Below are 15,554 nucleotides of genomic sequence, written 5' to 3'. Positions count from 1 at the left end.
CGTGGTATCGCCGCTACCCCGCGACCACTGCAATGTGTAAAGGCCAGCTATGTCTTCTGACCGCCCTATGGATCGCCGTCGCGGTTTCCTGCGAGTGTCTGAGCATCAGGCCCAAGAGCTTGAGCGCTGGGCCTATCCGGATTACTCCCCCGAGCATGAGGGGATGGCTGAAAATGCCCTTAATTATGATCCCGACTGGCAAGTCGAACCGCTCGATGACGAGCCAGAACTGCCACCGCTGACGGCGGCAGACTTGGATGATATCCGTCACTCTGCCTACGAAGAAGGTATCGCTGAAGGGCGTGCGGCTGGGCACAGTGAGGGCTTTGAGCAAGGCCAACAGCAAGGGCTGGAACAAGGCCAGCAGCAAGGGCTTGAGCAGGGTTTGGCTCAGGGCTTGGCGCAGGGGCTGGAACAGGGCAAGGCGCAAATAGACGAGCAAGTTGGCTATTTGACCCAACTGGTGGAGAAGCTGGCAACCCCGCTCCAGCAAGTGGATAGCGCGGTTGAGCAGCAGTTGGTCCAGCTTGCCACGAGCTTGGCGCGCGAATTGGTTCAGGTTGAACTCAAGACCAACCCGCAGGTGATTTTGCAAACCCTGCGTGAAGGGATTGCCGCGCTGCCGATGGCAGGCCAGCAGACGACCATTCAACTGCACCCAGACGATCTGGACATTATCAAACAAGCCTATGGTGCCGAGAGTTTGGCTGAACGCCACTGGACACTGCAGGCCGAGCCGGCAATGAATCGCGGTGACCTGTTCGTGGCATCTGGCAATTCGACCGTCGACTACCAGATGGAAAACCGCTTGCGGCATCAGCTTGAGCAATTTGTCGGCCTCAACAACCAGCCTCAACCTTTGCCTAATAACGAGCACGGGGAAGGGTGATGGCCAGTCTGGCTGAACGCCTATCCCGTTATCAAACTGCCAATACCGCCTGTCGGCCGGTCGCATCCGGCCGCTTGGTGCGGGTGGTTGGCTTGACCCTGGAAGCGGTCGGCTGCCGGGCACCTGTCGGCAGTCTGTGCAAGGTGGAAACCCTGACCGGCGAGATGGAAGCCGAAGTGGTTGGCTTTTCCGGCGAAACCCTATTCTTGATGCCCAGCGAGCAACTGACCGGTGTGATGCCCGGTGCGAGGGTCACGCCGCTTACCGAAGCGGGCGGGATCCCGGTGGGCATGGAGCTGCTCGGCCGGGTGATTGATGGCGTTGGTAACCCCCTTGATGGCCTTGGTGATATTTTTACCGGCGAGCGGGCGGCGTTCAATGCCGAGCCGATTAACCCGCTGGCCAGAAAGCCGATCAAGGAGCCGCTGGATGTGGGGCTGAAAGCGGTTAACGGCCTGCTGACCGTTGGCAAGGGCCAGCGTATCGGCCTGTTTGCCGGCTCGGGCGTGGGCAAGTCGGTGACCTTGGGGATGATGACCCGGGGGACCACGGCACAGGTCGTAGTGGTCGGGCTGATTGGTGAGCGTGGTCGCGAAGTTAAAGAATTTATTGACGAGATCCTCGGCAGCGAAGGCCGGCAGCGGGCGGTGGTTGTTGCCGCACCGGCCGATGCCTCTCCGCTGATGCGCCTTAAGGGGTGCCAAACGGCCCTGACCATCGCGGAGTATTTCCGTGACCAGGGGCTGGATGTCCTGCTGCTGATGGATTCGCTAACCCGCTTTGCTCAGGCGCAGCGGGAGATCGCACTTTCTGTCGGTGAGCCGCCGGCAACCAAGGGCTATCCGCCCTCGGTATTTGCCAAGTTGCCCGCCTTGGTGGAGCGGGCCGGTAACGGCGGTGAGCATCAGGGCTCGATTACCGCCTTTTTCACCGTACTGACCGAGGGGGACGACCTGCAGGATCCGATTGCCGATGCGTCACGGGCGATATTGGACGGCCACATCGTACTCTCACGCGAGCTTGCCGATGCGGGCCACTATCCGGCCATTGATGTCGAGCGCTCGGTGAGCCGTGTCATGCCGGCGATTGTCAGCGAGGAGCATATGATGATGTCCAAGGCGGTGAGGCAGGTGCTGTCGATTTGCCGCAAGAACCAGGACCTGGTGTCTATCGGTGCCTACAAGCCAGGTACCGATCAGGCCATTGATCAGTCATTTGCCCTCAAACCGAGGTTGGACGGCTATCTGCAGCAGTCAATGAAAGAAGCGGTGCCTTACGAGATGTGTGTGAACATGTTGCGCGCCGTGCTTAGCGGCCAATAGCAGGGGTAATAGCGTGTTGATGGATATACCGGGAGGCGGTAATGGCGGCCGATAGTGCACTCGATCTGATTTTGACCCAGGCCGCCGATGCGGAGCACAAGGCGTCGCTGGCGCTGAACCAAGCCCGTATCGAGCGTGAAAATTACCTCCAGCAGCTGCAGCAAATTGAACAGTACCGTTTGGATTACTGCCGCCAATTATCCGAGCGCGGCCAGCAGGGTCTCACGGCCAGTGCCTATAGCCACCTGCAGAAATTTTTAAACCAGCTGGATGAAACCCTGGTCAAGCAAAAGAGCGCGGGCGCCCATTTCGACCAGCAGGTCGAGCAGTGCAGCCAGCACTGGCAGGAGATGCGCAAGCAGCGGCGCTCGATAGAGTGGTTGATCGAGAAGAAGCAGGAAGAGCGGCAGCGCTTGCTGGATAAGCAAGAGCAGAAGATGATGGATGAGTTTGCCACTATGCAATACGCCCGCCGCTCGATGACCCGTTAATGGCGGCTCTGTGAGTCGTCGCCAAAGCCTATTGGCTTAGTTTTTGCATCTGTTTAAACCATAGGCCACAGTCAAAGCGCGAACACCATTATGTTTCTATCTCAATTACTCGCGGCGGATCCCTCTTCGGCAACGGCAAAGCGCCCGTCGGCAACGGATAGCCAGTCGAAAGAGCAAGCTGCCCAGTCAAGTTCGGCAACGGGCTTTACTGAAACCCTGCAGGGGGCGATCGGCAATGACACGGGCAATGGGCTGTCCTCGCGCCGCACGGTCTCTGTGGCTGAAGGTAAAGAGAATAGCGGAAAAAACGTTGCCCCGGACTCTGCTGCTGTTGCTGGGCAAAGTAGCGAAATAGCTCTGCAGGATATTGAAAACACAGAACTCGTTCAGGGTGAGGTGGCTGAAGAACTGGCTGGCTCAGGTACTACAGGCAAAAAAGAAAAGCCGGAAGTATCCGGTACGGCACCGGATGGCGATATCGCCATTATTGCAGCGAGTTCGGCGCAGGTAGCCCAGCCGCAGGTAGCCGCCCCTGATAGCACCAAGGCATCAATGAGCGAAGGCGAAGAGCTGCTTCAGCGCTTGTCGGCATCGCATAGCCAACTGGCCGGTGCGTCCGGTGTCGGGCACGCTCAGGCCGCTGACGGTAAACAAGTCGCAACCGGGGAGGAGGGCAAAGTGTTGCCGCCCGGAGTTATGGCAACATGCAGCGCCGTTGAGGCTGATGGCAAAGCCAAGCTCTCTGATGAGGTAAGCAAAGCGGGAGTGTCTGTTACTCAAGAAGCGCAAGCGGCAAAGGAGATGTCGGCCAAGGACGCATTAGCCAACGGCGAAGCAAAGCCGGCCAAAAGCGAGCCGGCCGGTAAGGCGGTGTTAGCGGGCATGACCTTGTCCGGCAGCGAGCTGGCCGAGCTCAAGAACAACCAGGGAGCATCGCCACTGTCGTCAGGCGTAACGGCAAATGGTGTCCTCCAGTCAACAGCGAACAGTCAATCAGCCGCCTTGGAAGGGTCTTCTCCCGTCATGTCGGCGAAAAGTACGCAGGGGCTAAAAGCGGGGGCCGGAGTTTTGGCTGGCGCTTCGCTCGATGAGGCCTTGGGCGCCAAGGGCGATGATGGTGCCGGGACTAACCCGGCAGAGCTCCATGGGCCGCATGCCCTTCGGACGGCAACAGCAACCTTGCTGACCGCCGAGGGGGAAAAGCCGAGTGCCCAGCCCCCGATGCTGCTTAGCAAAGAGCAGGCCGGGGAGCAGCTGGCTGACCGGGTTCAGATGATGATGTCGAAGAACCTCAAGCATGTCGATATCCGGCTTGATCCGCCCGAGCTTGGCAAACTGCAGATCAAACTATCGATGAACAACGATCAGGCATCGGTACAGATCACGGTCGCCAACCAGCAGTCTAGAGATCTGGTCGAACAAGCCATGCCGCGATTGCGTGAACTGCTGCAGCAGCAGGGGCTCCAGTTAGCTCAGAGCACGGTCCAGCAAGACAGCAGTCGCTCGCCGCAACATAACAGCCAGCCGGGGCAGCAGCACCCGCATGGCCAGCAGGGTAATGGCCAGGTGGCAGGTCATGAGATGGTACCGGGCAACGGTACGCCAGGCCATGCAGCAGATTTATGGATGGCAGCACCAAAAGAAGGTGTTGATTATTATGCCTAACGGGTAAACTGGCACTGGAAAAAATTAATAGCAAAGGATGATTCAAAGATGGCAGATGAAGCACAAGCCGGCGGTAAGAAGAAGCTGATAATCATTGCCGTACTGGCTGTTGTTCTGCTTGGTGGTGCAGGGGCAGGAGCGTGGTTTTTCTTTGGCAGTTCGTCGCCTGAACCGGAAACGGCTCAGTCTGGCTCGGCGTCCTCTGCGGCACCGGCCGCGGTGGAATCCGCATACTATGTCATTCTTCCCCAGCCTTTTATCTTCAACGTGACCGGCGATGCCCGTGACCGGCTGGTGCAGGTTAAGGTACAGCTGATGGTCAGGGGGGATCGCAACGAGGCGATTGCCCGCCAGCATATTCCGCTGATAGAAAGTACGCTGTTGCAGACCTTTGGTGCTGCAACGGTCGAGCAATTGAGAACGCCGACAGGGAGGCTGGATTTACGCGGCCAGTCGCTGGCGGCAGTCCAAGATGCTCTGGTTAAGGTATCCGGTCGCCAGGCGGTTGAGCGGGTTCTATTTACTGGTTTTGTAATGCAATAGGTTTTATGTGAGTGACTTATTAACCCAGGACGAAATTGACGCGCTATTACACGGCGTCGACGATGTCGATGATGATGATGACGGTGGCCAGAATGAAACTGGCGTGATTACCTTTGATTTTTCATCACAAGACAGAATAGTCCGTGGGCGGATGCCCACACTGGAGCTGATTAACGAGCGCTTTGCCCGCCATATGCGGATCAGCTTGTTTAATATGTTGCGAAAAACCGCCGAGGTCTCCATCAACGGGGTACAGATGCTCAAGTTTGGCGAGTATCAGAATACCCTGTATGTCCCGACCAGCTTGAACATGGTGCGTTTCCGTCCACTCAAGGGGACGGCCTTGATCACCATGGAGGCTCGCCTGGTCTTCATTCTGGTGGAGAACTTCTTCGGTGGTGACGGCCGTTTCCACGCCAAGATCGAAGGGCGGGAGTTCACTCCGACCGAGCGCCGCATTGTGCAGATGCTGCTCAAGCTGGTATTTGAAGACTACCGCGAGGCTTGGTCACCGGTGATGGGCGTCGAGTTCGAATACCTCGACTCGGAAGTGAACCCGACCATGGCCAATATCGTCAGCCCGACCGAGGTGATCGTGGTCAGCTCGTTCCATATCGAAGTTGACGGTGGTGGCGGAGATTTCCATGTGGTCATGCCGTACTCCATGGTAGAGCCGATCCGTGAGTTGCTCGATGCCGGTGTCCAGAGTGACAAGATGGATACCGATGTGCGCTGGAGCAAGGCGCTGCGTGACGAAATAATGGATGTGCCGGTGAACCTCCGGGCCAAGCTGCTGGATGTTGACCTGACACTGCGTGACTTGATGGAGCTCCAGCCGGGGGATGTGATCCCGATTGATATGCCGGAGGCGGCGACGGTTTTTGTCGAAGATCTGCCGACATACCGCGCCAAGATGGGTAAGGCCGGGGAAAATGTCGCGCTCAAGATCACCGATAAGTTGAAGCGTCCGGATATGGTGAAAAGCGATTTGGCGTTCCTCGATCGCGATGAATTAGGCTCGGCACTGTTGAACCTCCACAGTGACGATACAGACAATTAAGGACGAGATCCGAATAGGTACAAAACATGTCTAATAATGATCAACAAATTGCCGACGATTGGGCGGCGGCACTTGCTGAGCAGGCCAGTGACGAAGGGGTGCAGCCAGCGCCGCTGGAAGAGCTGACCGATGAATCTGCGCCGATTGGCGACGATGAGCGCCGCAAGCTCGACACCATTCTGGATATTCCGGTAACTATCTCAATGGAGGTCGGCCGGACCCAGATAAGTATCCGGAACCTGCTGCAGCTTAACCAGGGCTCAGTGGTTGAACTCGATCGCGTTGCCGGTGAGTCTCTGGATGTCATGGTGAACGGTACGCTGATCGCCCACGGTGAAGTGGTGGTGGTCAATGATAAGTTTGGTATCCGCCTGACTGATGTGATCAGCCAGACAGAGCGCATTAAGAAGTTACGTTAATCATGGCACCAGAACTGAATTTAGCCACCACCCTTGCGTCCCTGATGCTGGTTGTGGCCGTGATTGTCTTGTTGGCATGGCTGATGAAGAGAATGAAGTTGCCGGGCCTGCAGGGCGGCGATAGCGCCATTCGTATTCTGCGCCAGCTGCCGGTCGGCCAGCGCGAGCGCATCGTGCTGCTGCAGGTGGGTGAAGAGCAGATGCTGGTCGGGGTGACACAGCATAATATTTCACTGCTTGGCAAGCTGGACTCGCCCATCGTCGCCGAGACGGGCCAGGACGGTGCCGAGTTTGCCAGCCAGCTGGGAAAGCTGTTGAGAAAAAATGATAAGAACTAATTTCATTGCCGCCTTATTGGCGGCTTTTTCGCTGTTGTTGGTTTTTCCTGCTGCGGCTGAAACGGCGGTCCAGCCGGGCATGACCCTGAGCGAGATGCAAGGCGAAGCCGGCTCGACGCAGATGTCGTTGACCCAAGGTGGCGGCAGCGGTATTCCTGCCTTTTCGGTTACGGTGAACCCTGACGGCAGCGAGGACTATTCGGTTACCCTGCAGATCCTTGCTCTGATGACCGCACTGGGGTTCTTGCCGGCCATCGTGATCCTGATGACCTCGTTTACCCGGATCGTGGTGGTGATGTCGATCTTGCGCCAGGCGATGGGGCTGCAGCAGACCCCGTCTAACCAGGTGATCATCGGTATTGCCATGTTCCTGACTTTTTTCGTGATGTCACCGGTATTGGATAAAATCAATACCGATGCGGTTCAGCCCTATATCAACGAGCAGATGAGTGCCGCCCAGGCCTTGGAAGCGGCACAAGAGCCGTTGCGCCAGTTCATGCTCAAGCAGACTCGGGTCAAAGATCTCGAAACTTTCGTCGAAATGTCAGGCTCCAATGCGACCGATCCGCAGGACGTGCCGATGACCGTGTTGATCCCGGCCTTCGTCACCTCCGAGCTGAAAACCGCGTTCCAAATCGGCTTCATGCTGTTTTTGCCGTTCCTGATCATTGATTTGGTGGTCGCATCGGTGCTGATGGCGATGGGTATGATGATGCTCTCGCCGATGATAGTCTCGTTGCCGTTCAAGCTGATGCTGTTCGTGTTGGTGGATGGCTGGAACTTGATCCTATCAACGTTGGCGGGGAGTTTTGGCACGTGACGCCGGAGTTTTTTGTCGAAATCTTCCAGGATGCACTCTACATGGTACTGCTGATGGTCAGTGCCATCGTGGTGCCGGGGCTGCTGATCGGCCTGGTGGTGGCCATTTTCCAGGCGGCGACCTCGATAAACGAGCAGACGCTGAGCTTCTTGCCGAGGCTGATTGTCACCTTGCTGGCGCTGATGTTTTTCGGCCACATGATGACCCAGATGCTGATGGACTACTTCCACCAGATGATTGAATACATCCCGCGGCTGTTGCACTGATGCTCAATTATTCTGCACCGCTGATACTGGACTGGCTGGCGACCGTTTTCTGGCCGCTGACACGGATCTCGGCCATGCTGATGGTGATGACGTTTTTCGGCGCCCGTTATGTGGCACCGAAAATCCGGCTGTATGTTTCGCTGCTGTTCACCTTTGCATTGTTGCCGGTCTTGCCGGTGGCCCCGGTCGACATTCCGCTGCTGTCGCTGCAGGGGTTTATCACAACCGGCCAGCAGGTGGTGATAGGGGTGGCGATGGGAACGGTCACCACCTTTGTGACCCAGACCTTTATCTTGCTGGGGCAGATCTTGGGGATGCAGTCGAGCTTGGGCTTTGCCTCCATGGTTGACCCTTCCAACGGGCAAAATACCCCGGTACTGGGCCAGTTCTATATGTTCCTGGTGGTGATGATCTTCCTGGCCACCGATGGCCATCTGATGATGCTCAAACTGGTGGCAATGAGTTTTCATACCCTGCCTGTTGGCGAGTCGATGCTCGAAGCCGGGGATTATTACCAGCTGGCGCAGTGGTTTGGCCATATGTTCAAGTTTGCCCTGACCATGGCGATTGCCGGTGTGGTGGCCCTGCTGGTGGTCAATATGTCGTTTGGTGTGATGACCCGTGCCGCGCCGCAGCTGAATATTTTTGCCCTGGGTTTTTCCTTTGCGCTGGTGCTGGGCTTTGTGATCAGTTGGTTTTTGATTGGTGGGATATTGCCGCACTACGAGGCCATTTGGCAGGTCGGTGTCGAGCAAGTGTGTAGTTTAATTCGGTTGGATTGCTGATGGCTGAGTCTGACGGACAAGAAAGAACCGAAGAGGCCACGCCCCGAAGGCGGGAGCAGGCCCGCGAAAAAGGACAGGTTCCCCGTTCGAGGGAGCTGGCATCGATCGCTGTGCTGGTCGCCGGTGCGGTGGGGCTGATGTGGTTCGGCGAGGCGATTGGCCGTGGCCTCGGCGAGGTCATGACCCGGCTGTTTAGCCTGACCCGTGATGAAGTCTTTGACCTATCCCAGCTGCTCAACCTGGTTGTGGTGGCGGTCGGCAATGTGCTGTTTCCGCTGTTTACCTTCCTGTTGTTTGTCTATGTGGCCGCGTTTATTGGCGCGACGGGCCTTGGCGGGATCCGCTTCTCGTCGCAGGCGGCGGCTCCGAAGCTATCCAAGCTCAACCCGATCAACGGCTTCAAGCGGATGGTCGGCAAGCAGAGCCTGGTCGAGCTGATCAAGTCTATCCTCAAGGTCTTGCTGGTGGTCGGGGTTGCCTTTTTCCTGCTTAAGGCCAGCCTGACCGACTTTTACCAGCTCAGCCGCGAGATGTATCCGCAGAATATCACCCATGCGCTCGATATCTTGCTCAACTTTATCTTGCTGATCAGCTGCTCACTGCTGGTCGTGGTGGCTATCGATATTCCTTTCCAGATCTGGCAGCACAACGAGCAGCTCAAGATGACCAAGCAGGAAGTGAAGGATGAGTTCAAGGACTCGGAAGGTAAACCGGAAGTGAAGGGGCGGATCCGTATGCTCCAGCGCGAGATGGCACAGCGACGGATGATGGCGGATGTTCCGCAGGCCGATGTGGTGATCACTAACCCCGAGCACTTTTCGGTGGCACTGCGCTATGACTCCAAGATAGACTCGGCGCCGGTGGTCGTGGCCAAAGGGACCGACTTTTTGGCATTGAAAATCCGGGAGATTGCCAACGAGCACGAGATTGAAATTGTCCCGGCCCCGCCACTTGCCAGGGCACTTTATCACACTACCGAGCTGGAGCAGCAGATCCCTGACGGCCTGTTTGCAGCGGTGGCGCAGGTGCTGGCATATATCTACCAGCTCAAGCAATACCAGAAAGGCCGGGGCCGCAAGCCGACTTTATCCAAGGAAGCATCGGATCTACCCAATGAGTTCCGTTATTAATCTGTCAGGCTAGAAGTTAGGTATATCTTCTCCCCCTTGTAAAATCCCAGCAATAGCGTCAAAAATATGGCAAAAATAGTGGCGTGATAATTGCTTTTAAGTTGCGGTCGGTCGCTTTTTGTTTGGCGGCGAAAACGGTACAATAACAAATTCCAAACTAAGTGATCTTCATTGCGGATAATCCAGAATTTTACTTAGTTTGGTATTACTTAGATTCTAATAATTATTCCTCGCAGATCCCTCTCGATACAGTATTGTCGGTAATGGTTACCGGTTTATTGAAGGCATTTCGGTTTGGCGGGAACAGAACCATTACAGATATTGCATGAAGCTATCTTTACCCTTTGCCGATAAGTTTAATCCAGCACGCCTGCAGAGCATGCCTGCGATCGGTGCGCCTGTCTTGGTACTGGCAACCCTGGCAATGGTCATATTGCCGATGCCGCCGTTGCTGCTGGACATGGCATTCTCGTTTAACATTGCGCTGGCGCTGGTGGTGTTGCTGGTCACTGTCTATACCCGCCGTCCGCTGGATTTTGCCGCATTCCCGACCGTTCTGCTGATCGCCACCTTGTTGCGCCTGGCACTCAATGTTGCCTCCACCCGGGTTGTCTTGCTGTATGGCCATGAAGGGCCGGATGCGGCCGGCCAGGTGATTGATGCCTTTGGTTCGGTGGTCATCGGCGGCAACTATGCCGTCGGTTTGGTGGTCTTCCTGATCTTGATGATTATCAACTTCATGGTGGTGACCAAAGGTGCCGGGCGTATTTCCGAGGTGAGTGCCCGCTTTACCCTTGATGCCTTGCCCGGCAAGCAGATGGCGATTGATGCCGACTTGAATGCCGGTTTGATTGATCAGGAGCAGGCCCGTACCCGCCGTTTTGAAGTGACCAAGGAAGCGGACTTCTACGGCTCGATGGACGGTGCCTCCAAGTTCGTGAAGGGGGATGCCATTGCCGGTATCCTGATCCTCTGTATCAATATCATCGGCGGGCTGGTCATCGGTATGGGCCAGCATGGGCTGGGTTTCGGTGAGGCGATTGAAATCTATAGTTTGCTGACCATCGGTGATGGCCTGGTTGCCCAAATCCCATCACTGCTGCTGTCCATCGGTGCCGCCATGATGGTGACACGTCAAAATACTGACGAAGACATGGGCCAGCAAATGATTTTCCAGATGTTCAACAACCCGCAGGCGTTGATCATCACCGGCGGGATCCTGTTTGTCATGGGGATTGTGCCGGGCATGCCGCATATTCCGTTTTTGCTATTGGCGTTGCTGATTGGCGGGGTGGCCTATTGGCGGATCAAGTCCCAGCGCGCAGCGGCAGAAATCCAAGAGCAGGAAGCCTCTACCGATGTGGTGGCACCGCAATTGCCTAAAGAGTTGTCGTGGGACGATGTCAAACCGATTGATGTCATCGGGCTGGAAGTCGGCTACCGCCTCATTCCGATGGTGGACAAAGATCAGGGCGGAGAGCTGCTCGAGCGGGTTAAGGGCGTGAGGAAGAAACTGTCGCAGGACTTCGGGTTCTTGATCCCGGCCGTCCATATTCGCGATAACCTTGAGCTACCGCCGAATACCTATCGCATCAGCCTGATGGGCGTTGCCTGCGGCGAGGCCAATATTCATCCTAACCGTGAGCTGGCCATTAACCCAGGCCAGGTGTTTGGCAATGTCGACGGGGAGCGCTCGGTGGATCCGGCCTTCGGTCTCGAAGCGGTATGGATAAACGAGTCGCAGCGCGAACATGCCCAGGCGCTGGGTTATACCGTGGTCGATTCTGCAACCGTGTTGGCCACCCACCTGAGTCAAATTCTGACCAACCGTGCGGCGCAGTTGATTGGTTACGAAGAAGTCCAGAATCTCCTCGACCTGCTGGGTAAATCGGCTCCTCGCTTGGTAGAGGGCTTGGTGCCGGATCAGCTCAGTCTGGGGGTGATTGTCAAAGTACTGCAGAACCTGCTCAATGAAGCCATTCCGATCCGTGATATCCGGACGATTGTCCAGACGCTGGCCGAATATTCCACCAAGAGTCAAGATCCTGACATTTTGACGGCGGCCGTCCGGGTTAGCTTGAAACGACTAATTTGCCAAGAAATCAATGGTATAGAGCCGGAGTTGCCAGTTATCACCCTGGTGCCAGAGTTGGAGCAAATCTTGCATCAAACCATGCAGTCTTCCGGCGGCGAGTCGACCGGTATTGAACCTGGTCTGGCTGAACGCCTGCAGCGTTCCTTGATTGATGCCACCCAGCAGCAAGAGCTGAAAGGTGAACCTGCAGTCTTGTTGACCTCGGGGGTATTGAGACTGACGCTTGCGAAATTTGTCAAGAATACAATTCCTTCATTGCGTGTGCTGTCCTATCAGGAAGTCCCTGATGAGAAGCAGATCCGTATTGTCAATGCAGTTGGGAATTCATAATGAAGTTTATGGCGATGACGCTGATGGAGATGGCTTCAGGGCAGTTATCACCTCTCGGCCTGAAATAACGGGAAGGTCACATTGAAAATTAAACGTTTTTTTGCCAAGGATATGCGTGCTGCACTTACCCAAGTCAAGGAAGAGCTGGGTGCCGATGCGGTGATCATGTCGAATAAAAAGGTCACCGGCGGGGTGGAGATTGTTGCGGCCCTCGATAGTGAAGAGCCTCGTTCCCAGCCATCCCCGGCTGCCACTAAAGCACGTGAAGAACTCGCCGGACGGTTTGATTCTGCCAAGCGACAGTTGGCAGATGACAAAGTCCAACTGCAGTCGTCCTCGAGCCGTTTTGCCAAAGTGCTGCACAATTTCACCGGCCAGTCTGGCGATACCGAGCAGGACAGTGGCCAAGGCAGTGAGGCAGACTCGTTATCGGCACTGCTGCAACGCCAGTCGAAACACTACGGTGATGACCAGCGCCATGGCCGGCGCGATGAGCCGCAGCCAAGCAACCACTCATACGGCGAGCGAGGCTATGTTGGTGGTGGCCGGGCACAGGAAGCTGCCCGCCAGCAACCGGAGTCTTATTTTAACGATGGGGCCGCTCGCCAGCCCAACGGCCGTCAGCAAGCGAGGCATCAGCTAGATATTGGCGATTACCGCCGCCCGGCAGTGCCGCAGGCCGAGCCGCTTTATGGTTCCCGTTCAGTAGATAACCGTAAGGATTCATACCGCGCCGAGTCACGCTTTGGTGCCTCGTCGCAGCCGAAAAACCGCTTGGATCCAAGCCGCTATGATCCCAAGGCGCGAAGTCATAGTGCCGATGAAATCGATGCGATGCGCAATGAGATGGCCTCCATCCGCCGCTTGCTTGAACATCAGGTCTCGGGCTTGATGTGGCAGGAGATGGAGCGCCGCGAGCCAATGCGGGCGATGATGATCAAACGGCTGGAGAAAATGGGCCTGTCGCAGGAGCTGGCCGATCAGCTGGCATGTTATATCCCTGAAGACGTACCGGCGAACGAAGCGTGGCCGGCACTGCTCGATCTGCTGTCCGATCAAATTATCACCGCCAAAGACAGCATTCTGGAAACCGGCGGGGTAGTCGCCCTGCTGGGGCCGACCGGTGTCGGCAAGACAACGACGATTGCCAAGCTGGCTGCACGGGCGGCAATGGAGTTCGGTCCCGACCAAATTGCCATGGTCACGACCGATACCTTCCGTATTGGTGCCCACGAGCAGTTGGCTACTTATGGCCGAATTATGGGCTGTCCGGTTCGAGTTGCTAAAGATGCCGAGGAATTGGCCGATATATTACATCAGTTGCGCCATCGCCGATTGGTTCTGCTCGATACCGCCGGAATGGGGCAGCGTGATATTAGGTTGTCCGAGCAACTCGATACCCTGATGCAAAACAGCGGCTCGCAAATTCGCAGCTTCTTGGTACTGCCATCAACGGCTCAGCGTCGGGTGCTGCATGAAACCATCGAGCACTTCCGCCGTATTCCGCTTTCGGGCTGCGTCCTGACCAAGCTGGATGAGTCGCTGAGCTTGGGTGAGGTGATCAGTGTGTCTATTCAGCACGCACTGCCGATTGCTTACCTTGCCGACGGGCAGCGGGTGCCGGAAGACATTAAGGTCGCCTCGGGGAACTATCTGGTTGCCCGGGCAAATGAATTACTTGAACAAGAGTTAAGCCAGCAGACCCACTTCTGGAGTAGCGAAAGCTCTGAAAGCCAGGGGGCAGACTTTTATGACTGAGAACGCCATGTACGATCAAGCTAGCGGTTTACGCCGTATGACACAGCTAACTTCAACCAAAGTGATTACCGTAACCGGCGGTAAGGGAGGCGTGGGCAAAACCAACGTAACCCTCAACATGGCGATTTCAATGGCCCGCCAGGGCAAGCGGGTGATGGTGCTGGATGCCGACCTGGGGCTGGCGAATGTCGATGTCATGCTGGGACTGCGGGCTAGGCGCAACCTGTCGCACGTGCTGGCGGGAATGTGCGAGCTCAAGGACATCATTGTCGAAGGCCCTTACGGGGTGAAGATTGTGCCGGCGGCTTCCGGTACGCAAAATATGGCCGAACTGACCACGGCCCAGCACATGGGGCTGATCAGGGCGTTCAGTACCCTCGAGGAAGATATCGACGTCTTGCTGGTCGATACTGCCGCAGGGATCTCCGACATGGTATTGAGTTTCTCCCGCGCCGCCCAGGATGTGGTGGTCGTGGTGTGTGATGAGCCGACATCGATCACCGATGCCTATGCGCTGATCAAGATCCTCAGCCGGGAGTACGATGTCCAGCGCTTCAAGATTGTTGCCAACATGGTGCGCAGCTACCGCGAGGGGCGCGAACTGTTTATCAAGCTGACCCGGGTTACCGAGCGTTTCCTGGAGGCCAACCTTGAACTGGTGGCCTGCATCCCGCTTGACGACCGAGTCCGCCAGTCGGTGAAACGCCAGAAGCTGGTGGTGGAGGCCTTCCCGCGCAGCCCGGCCGCGCTGGCTCTGGGGGCACTTGCCAACAAGGCCGCCATGTGGCCGGTGCCGCAGAGCCCGGGTGGCCACCTGGAGTTCTTTGTGGAAAGGCTGTTGGTCAACAACCGCCGTCCGCGGGAGGTGCCGGTCAGTGAATAAGGCCCTAACCTACGGACGCTACCAGCAGAGCCCGCAGGCGTTTATCGAACGTTACTCGTCTTTGGTCAAGCGCATCGCCCATCACCTGATGGGGCGTTTGCCGCCGAGCGTCATGCTTGAAGATCTCATACAGGCCGGGATGATTGGCCTGCTCGAGGCGCAGCAGAACTATGACCCTACCAAGGGGGCGAGCTTCGAAACCTTTGCCGGGATCCGTATTCGCGGGGCAATGCTGGACGATATTCGCCGCGGGGACTGGGTGCCTCGCTCTGTATACAAAAACAACCGACGGATTTCCGAGGCCATTTCTGCCCTCGAAAGCACGCTCGGCCGGGATCCGAACGATCAGGAAATTGCGGCATATCTCGAAATGACGCTCGAACAGTACCACCAGGCCTTAAATGATGTTAATTGTGGTCGCTTAGTGGGTATGGATGATCTGGGTGTATCGGAAGACGCGGTTGCAAATGAAGAGTCGGTTGAAGAAAATCTTCCCTTTCAGGGGGTTGTGGATGATAATTTTCGCCAATCCTTGGCCGAAGCGATAAAAACCCTGCCTGAAAGAGAAGCACTAGTTTTGTCCCTGTACTACGACGAGGAACTGAACCTCAAGGAGATAGGGGCGGTTATCGGGGTGAGTGAATCCCGAGTTTGCCAGATTCACAGTCAGGCGATGCAACGTTTGCGGTCCAAGTTGACTGCGTGGACTTCGTAATAATCACACTATAAGACACTGATAATTCAGTGGGGGCAACTTTGA

General features: G+C 56.4%; 16 protein-coding genes. All 16 read left to right on the top strand.

Annotation, left to right across the window (positions count from 1 at the left end; genetic code table 11):
• The first annotated feature begins 49 nt into the window (after positions 1-49).
• A complete protein-coding gene (fliH, locus tag PTW35_RS13480) occupies positions 50-889 on the top strand; it encodes a flagellar assembly protein FliH (protein ID WP_281025430.1) in 840 nt (279 codons plus the stop codon).
• The gene (gene fliI, locus PTW35_RS13475; RefSeq protein ID WP_281025429.1) at positions 889-2,211 is read left to right on the top strand and encodes a flagellar protein export ATPase FliI; all 1,323 of its coding nucleotides are present in this window, start codon (positions 889-891) and stop codon (positions 2,209-2,211) included. The genes fliH and fliI overlap by 1 nt, the downstream gene beginning before the upstream one ends.
• A 41-nt stretch (positions 2,212-2,252) precedes the next feature.
• A complete protein-coding gene (fliJ, locus tag PTW35_RS13470; protein WP_281025428.1) occupies positions 2,253-2,702 on the top strand; it encodes a flagellar export protein FliJ in 450 nt (149 codons plus the stop codon).
• Between the two features lie 90 nt (positions 2,703-2,792).
• Positions 2,793-4,367 (top strand): flagellar hook-length control protein FliK, encoded by a 1,575-nt coding sequence (locus tag PTW35_RS13465; protein WP_281025427.1) that lies wholly within the window; start codon positions 2,793-2,795, stop codon positions 4,365-4,367.
• A gap of 48 nt (positions 4,368-4,415) precedes the next feature.
• A complete protein-coding gene (fliL, locus tag PTW35_RS13460; protein WP_281025426.1) occupies positions 4,416-4,910 on the top strand; it encodes a flagellar basal body-associated protein FliL in 495 nt (164 codons plus the stop codon).
• A gap of 7 nt (positions 4,911-4,917) precedes the next feature.
• Positions 4,918-5,970, top strand: a complete 1,053-nt coding sequence (gene fliM, locus PTW35_RS13455; protein WP_281025425.1) for a flagellar motor switch protein FliM — start codon at positions 4,918-4,920, stop codon at positions 5,968-5,970.
• 26 nt (positions 5,971-5,996) lie between these two features.
• Positions 5,997-6,389, top strand: coding sequence for a flagellar motor switch protein FliN (fliN, locus tag PTW35_RS13450; protein ID WP_039467383.1), 393 nt, complete (start codon positions 5,997-5,999; stop codon positions 6,387-6,389).
• Between the two features lie 2 nt (positions 6,390-6,391).
• Positions 6,392-6,727, top strand: a complete 336-nt coding sequence (fliO, locus tag PTW35_RS13445) for a flagellar biosynthetic protein FliO (RefSeq protein WP_281025424.1) — start codon at positions 6,392-6,394, stop codon at positions 6,725-6,727.
• Positions 6,714-7,547, top strand: coding sequence for a flagellar type III secretion system pore protein FliP (fliP, locus tag PTW35_RS13440; protein WP_281025423.1), 834 nt, complete (start codon positions 6,714-6,716; stop codon positions 7,545-7,547). Before fliO ends, fliP begins: the two co-directional genes overlap by 14 nt.
• On the top strand, positions 7,544-7,813 hold the full coding sequence (gene fliQ, locus PTW35_RS13435) for a flagellar biosynthesis protein FliQ (protein ID WP_281025422.1): 270 nt from the start codon (positions 7,544-7,546) through the stop codon (positions 7,811-7,813). Before fliP ends, fliQ begins: the two co-directional genes overlap by 4 nt.
• Positions 7,813-8,598 (top strand): flagellar biosynthetic protein FliR, encoded by a 786-nt coding sequence (gene fliR / locus PTW35_RS13430; protein WP_039467395.1) that lies wholly within the window; start codon positions 7,813-7,815, stop codon positions 8,596-8,598. Before fliQ ends, fliR begins: the two co-directional genes overlap by 1 nt.
• Entirely contained in the window at positions 8,598-9,728 is a 1,131-nt protein-coding gene (flhB, locus tag PTW35_RS13425; protein ID WP_281025421.1) for a flagellar biosynthesis protein FlhB, read from the top strand. Before fliR ends, flhB begins: the two co-directional genes overlap by 1 nt.
• Before the next feature lie 325 nt (positions 9,729-10,053).
• Positions 10,054-12,153, top strand: coding sequence for a flagellar biosynthesis protein FlhA (gene flhA / locus PTW35_RS13420; RefSeq protein ID WP_281025420.1), 2,100 nt, complete (start codon positions 10,054-10,056; stop codon positions 12,151-12,153).
• Positions 12,154-12,234: 81 nt separating this feature from the next.
• Entirely contained in the window at positions 12,235-13,911 is a 1,677-nt protein-coding gene (flhF, locus tag PTW35_RS13415; RefSeq protein WP_281025419.1) for a flagellar biosynthesis protein FlhF, read from the top strand.
• Entirely contained in the window at positions 13,904-14,794 is an 891-nt protein-coding gene (locus PTW35_RS13410; RefSeq protein WP_281025418.1) for a MinD/ParA family protein, read from the top strand. Before flhF ends, PTW35_RS13410 begins: the two co-directional genes overlap by 8 nt.
• Positions 14,787-15,509 (top strand): RNA polymerase sigma factor FliA, encoded by a 723-nt coding sequence (locus PTW35_RS13405; protein WP_281025417.1) that lies wholly within the window; start codon positions 14,787-14,789, stop codon positions 15,507-15,509. Before PTW35_RS13410 ends, PTW35_RS13405 begins: the two co-directional genes overlap by 8 nt.
• Positions 15,510-15,554 lie beyond the last annotated feature (45 nt).

This window comes from Photobacterium sp. DA100, assembly GCF_029223585.1.
Classification (GTDB): domain Bacteria; phylum Pseudomonadota; class Gammaproteobacteria; order Enterobacterales; family Vibrionaceae; genus Photobacterium.
The sequence above is the reverse complement of the archived record's forward strand: the minus strand, read 5'-3'. Positions and strand labels throughout refer to the sequence as shown.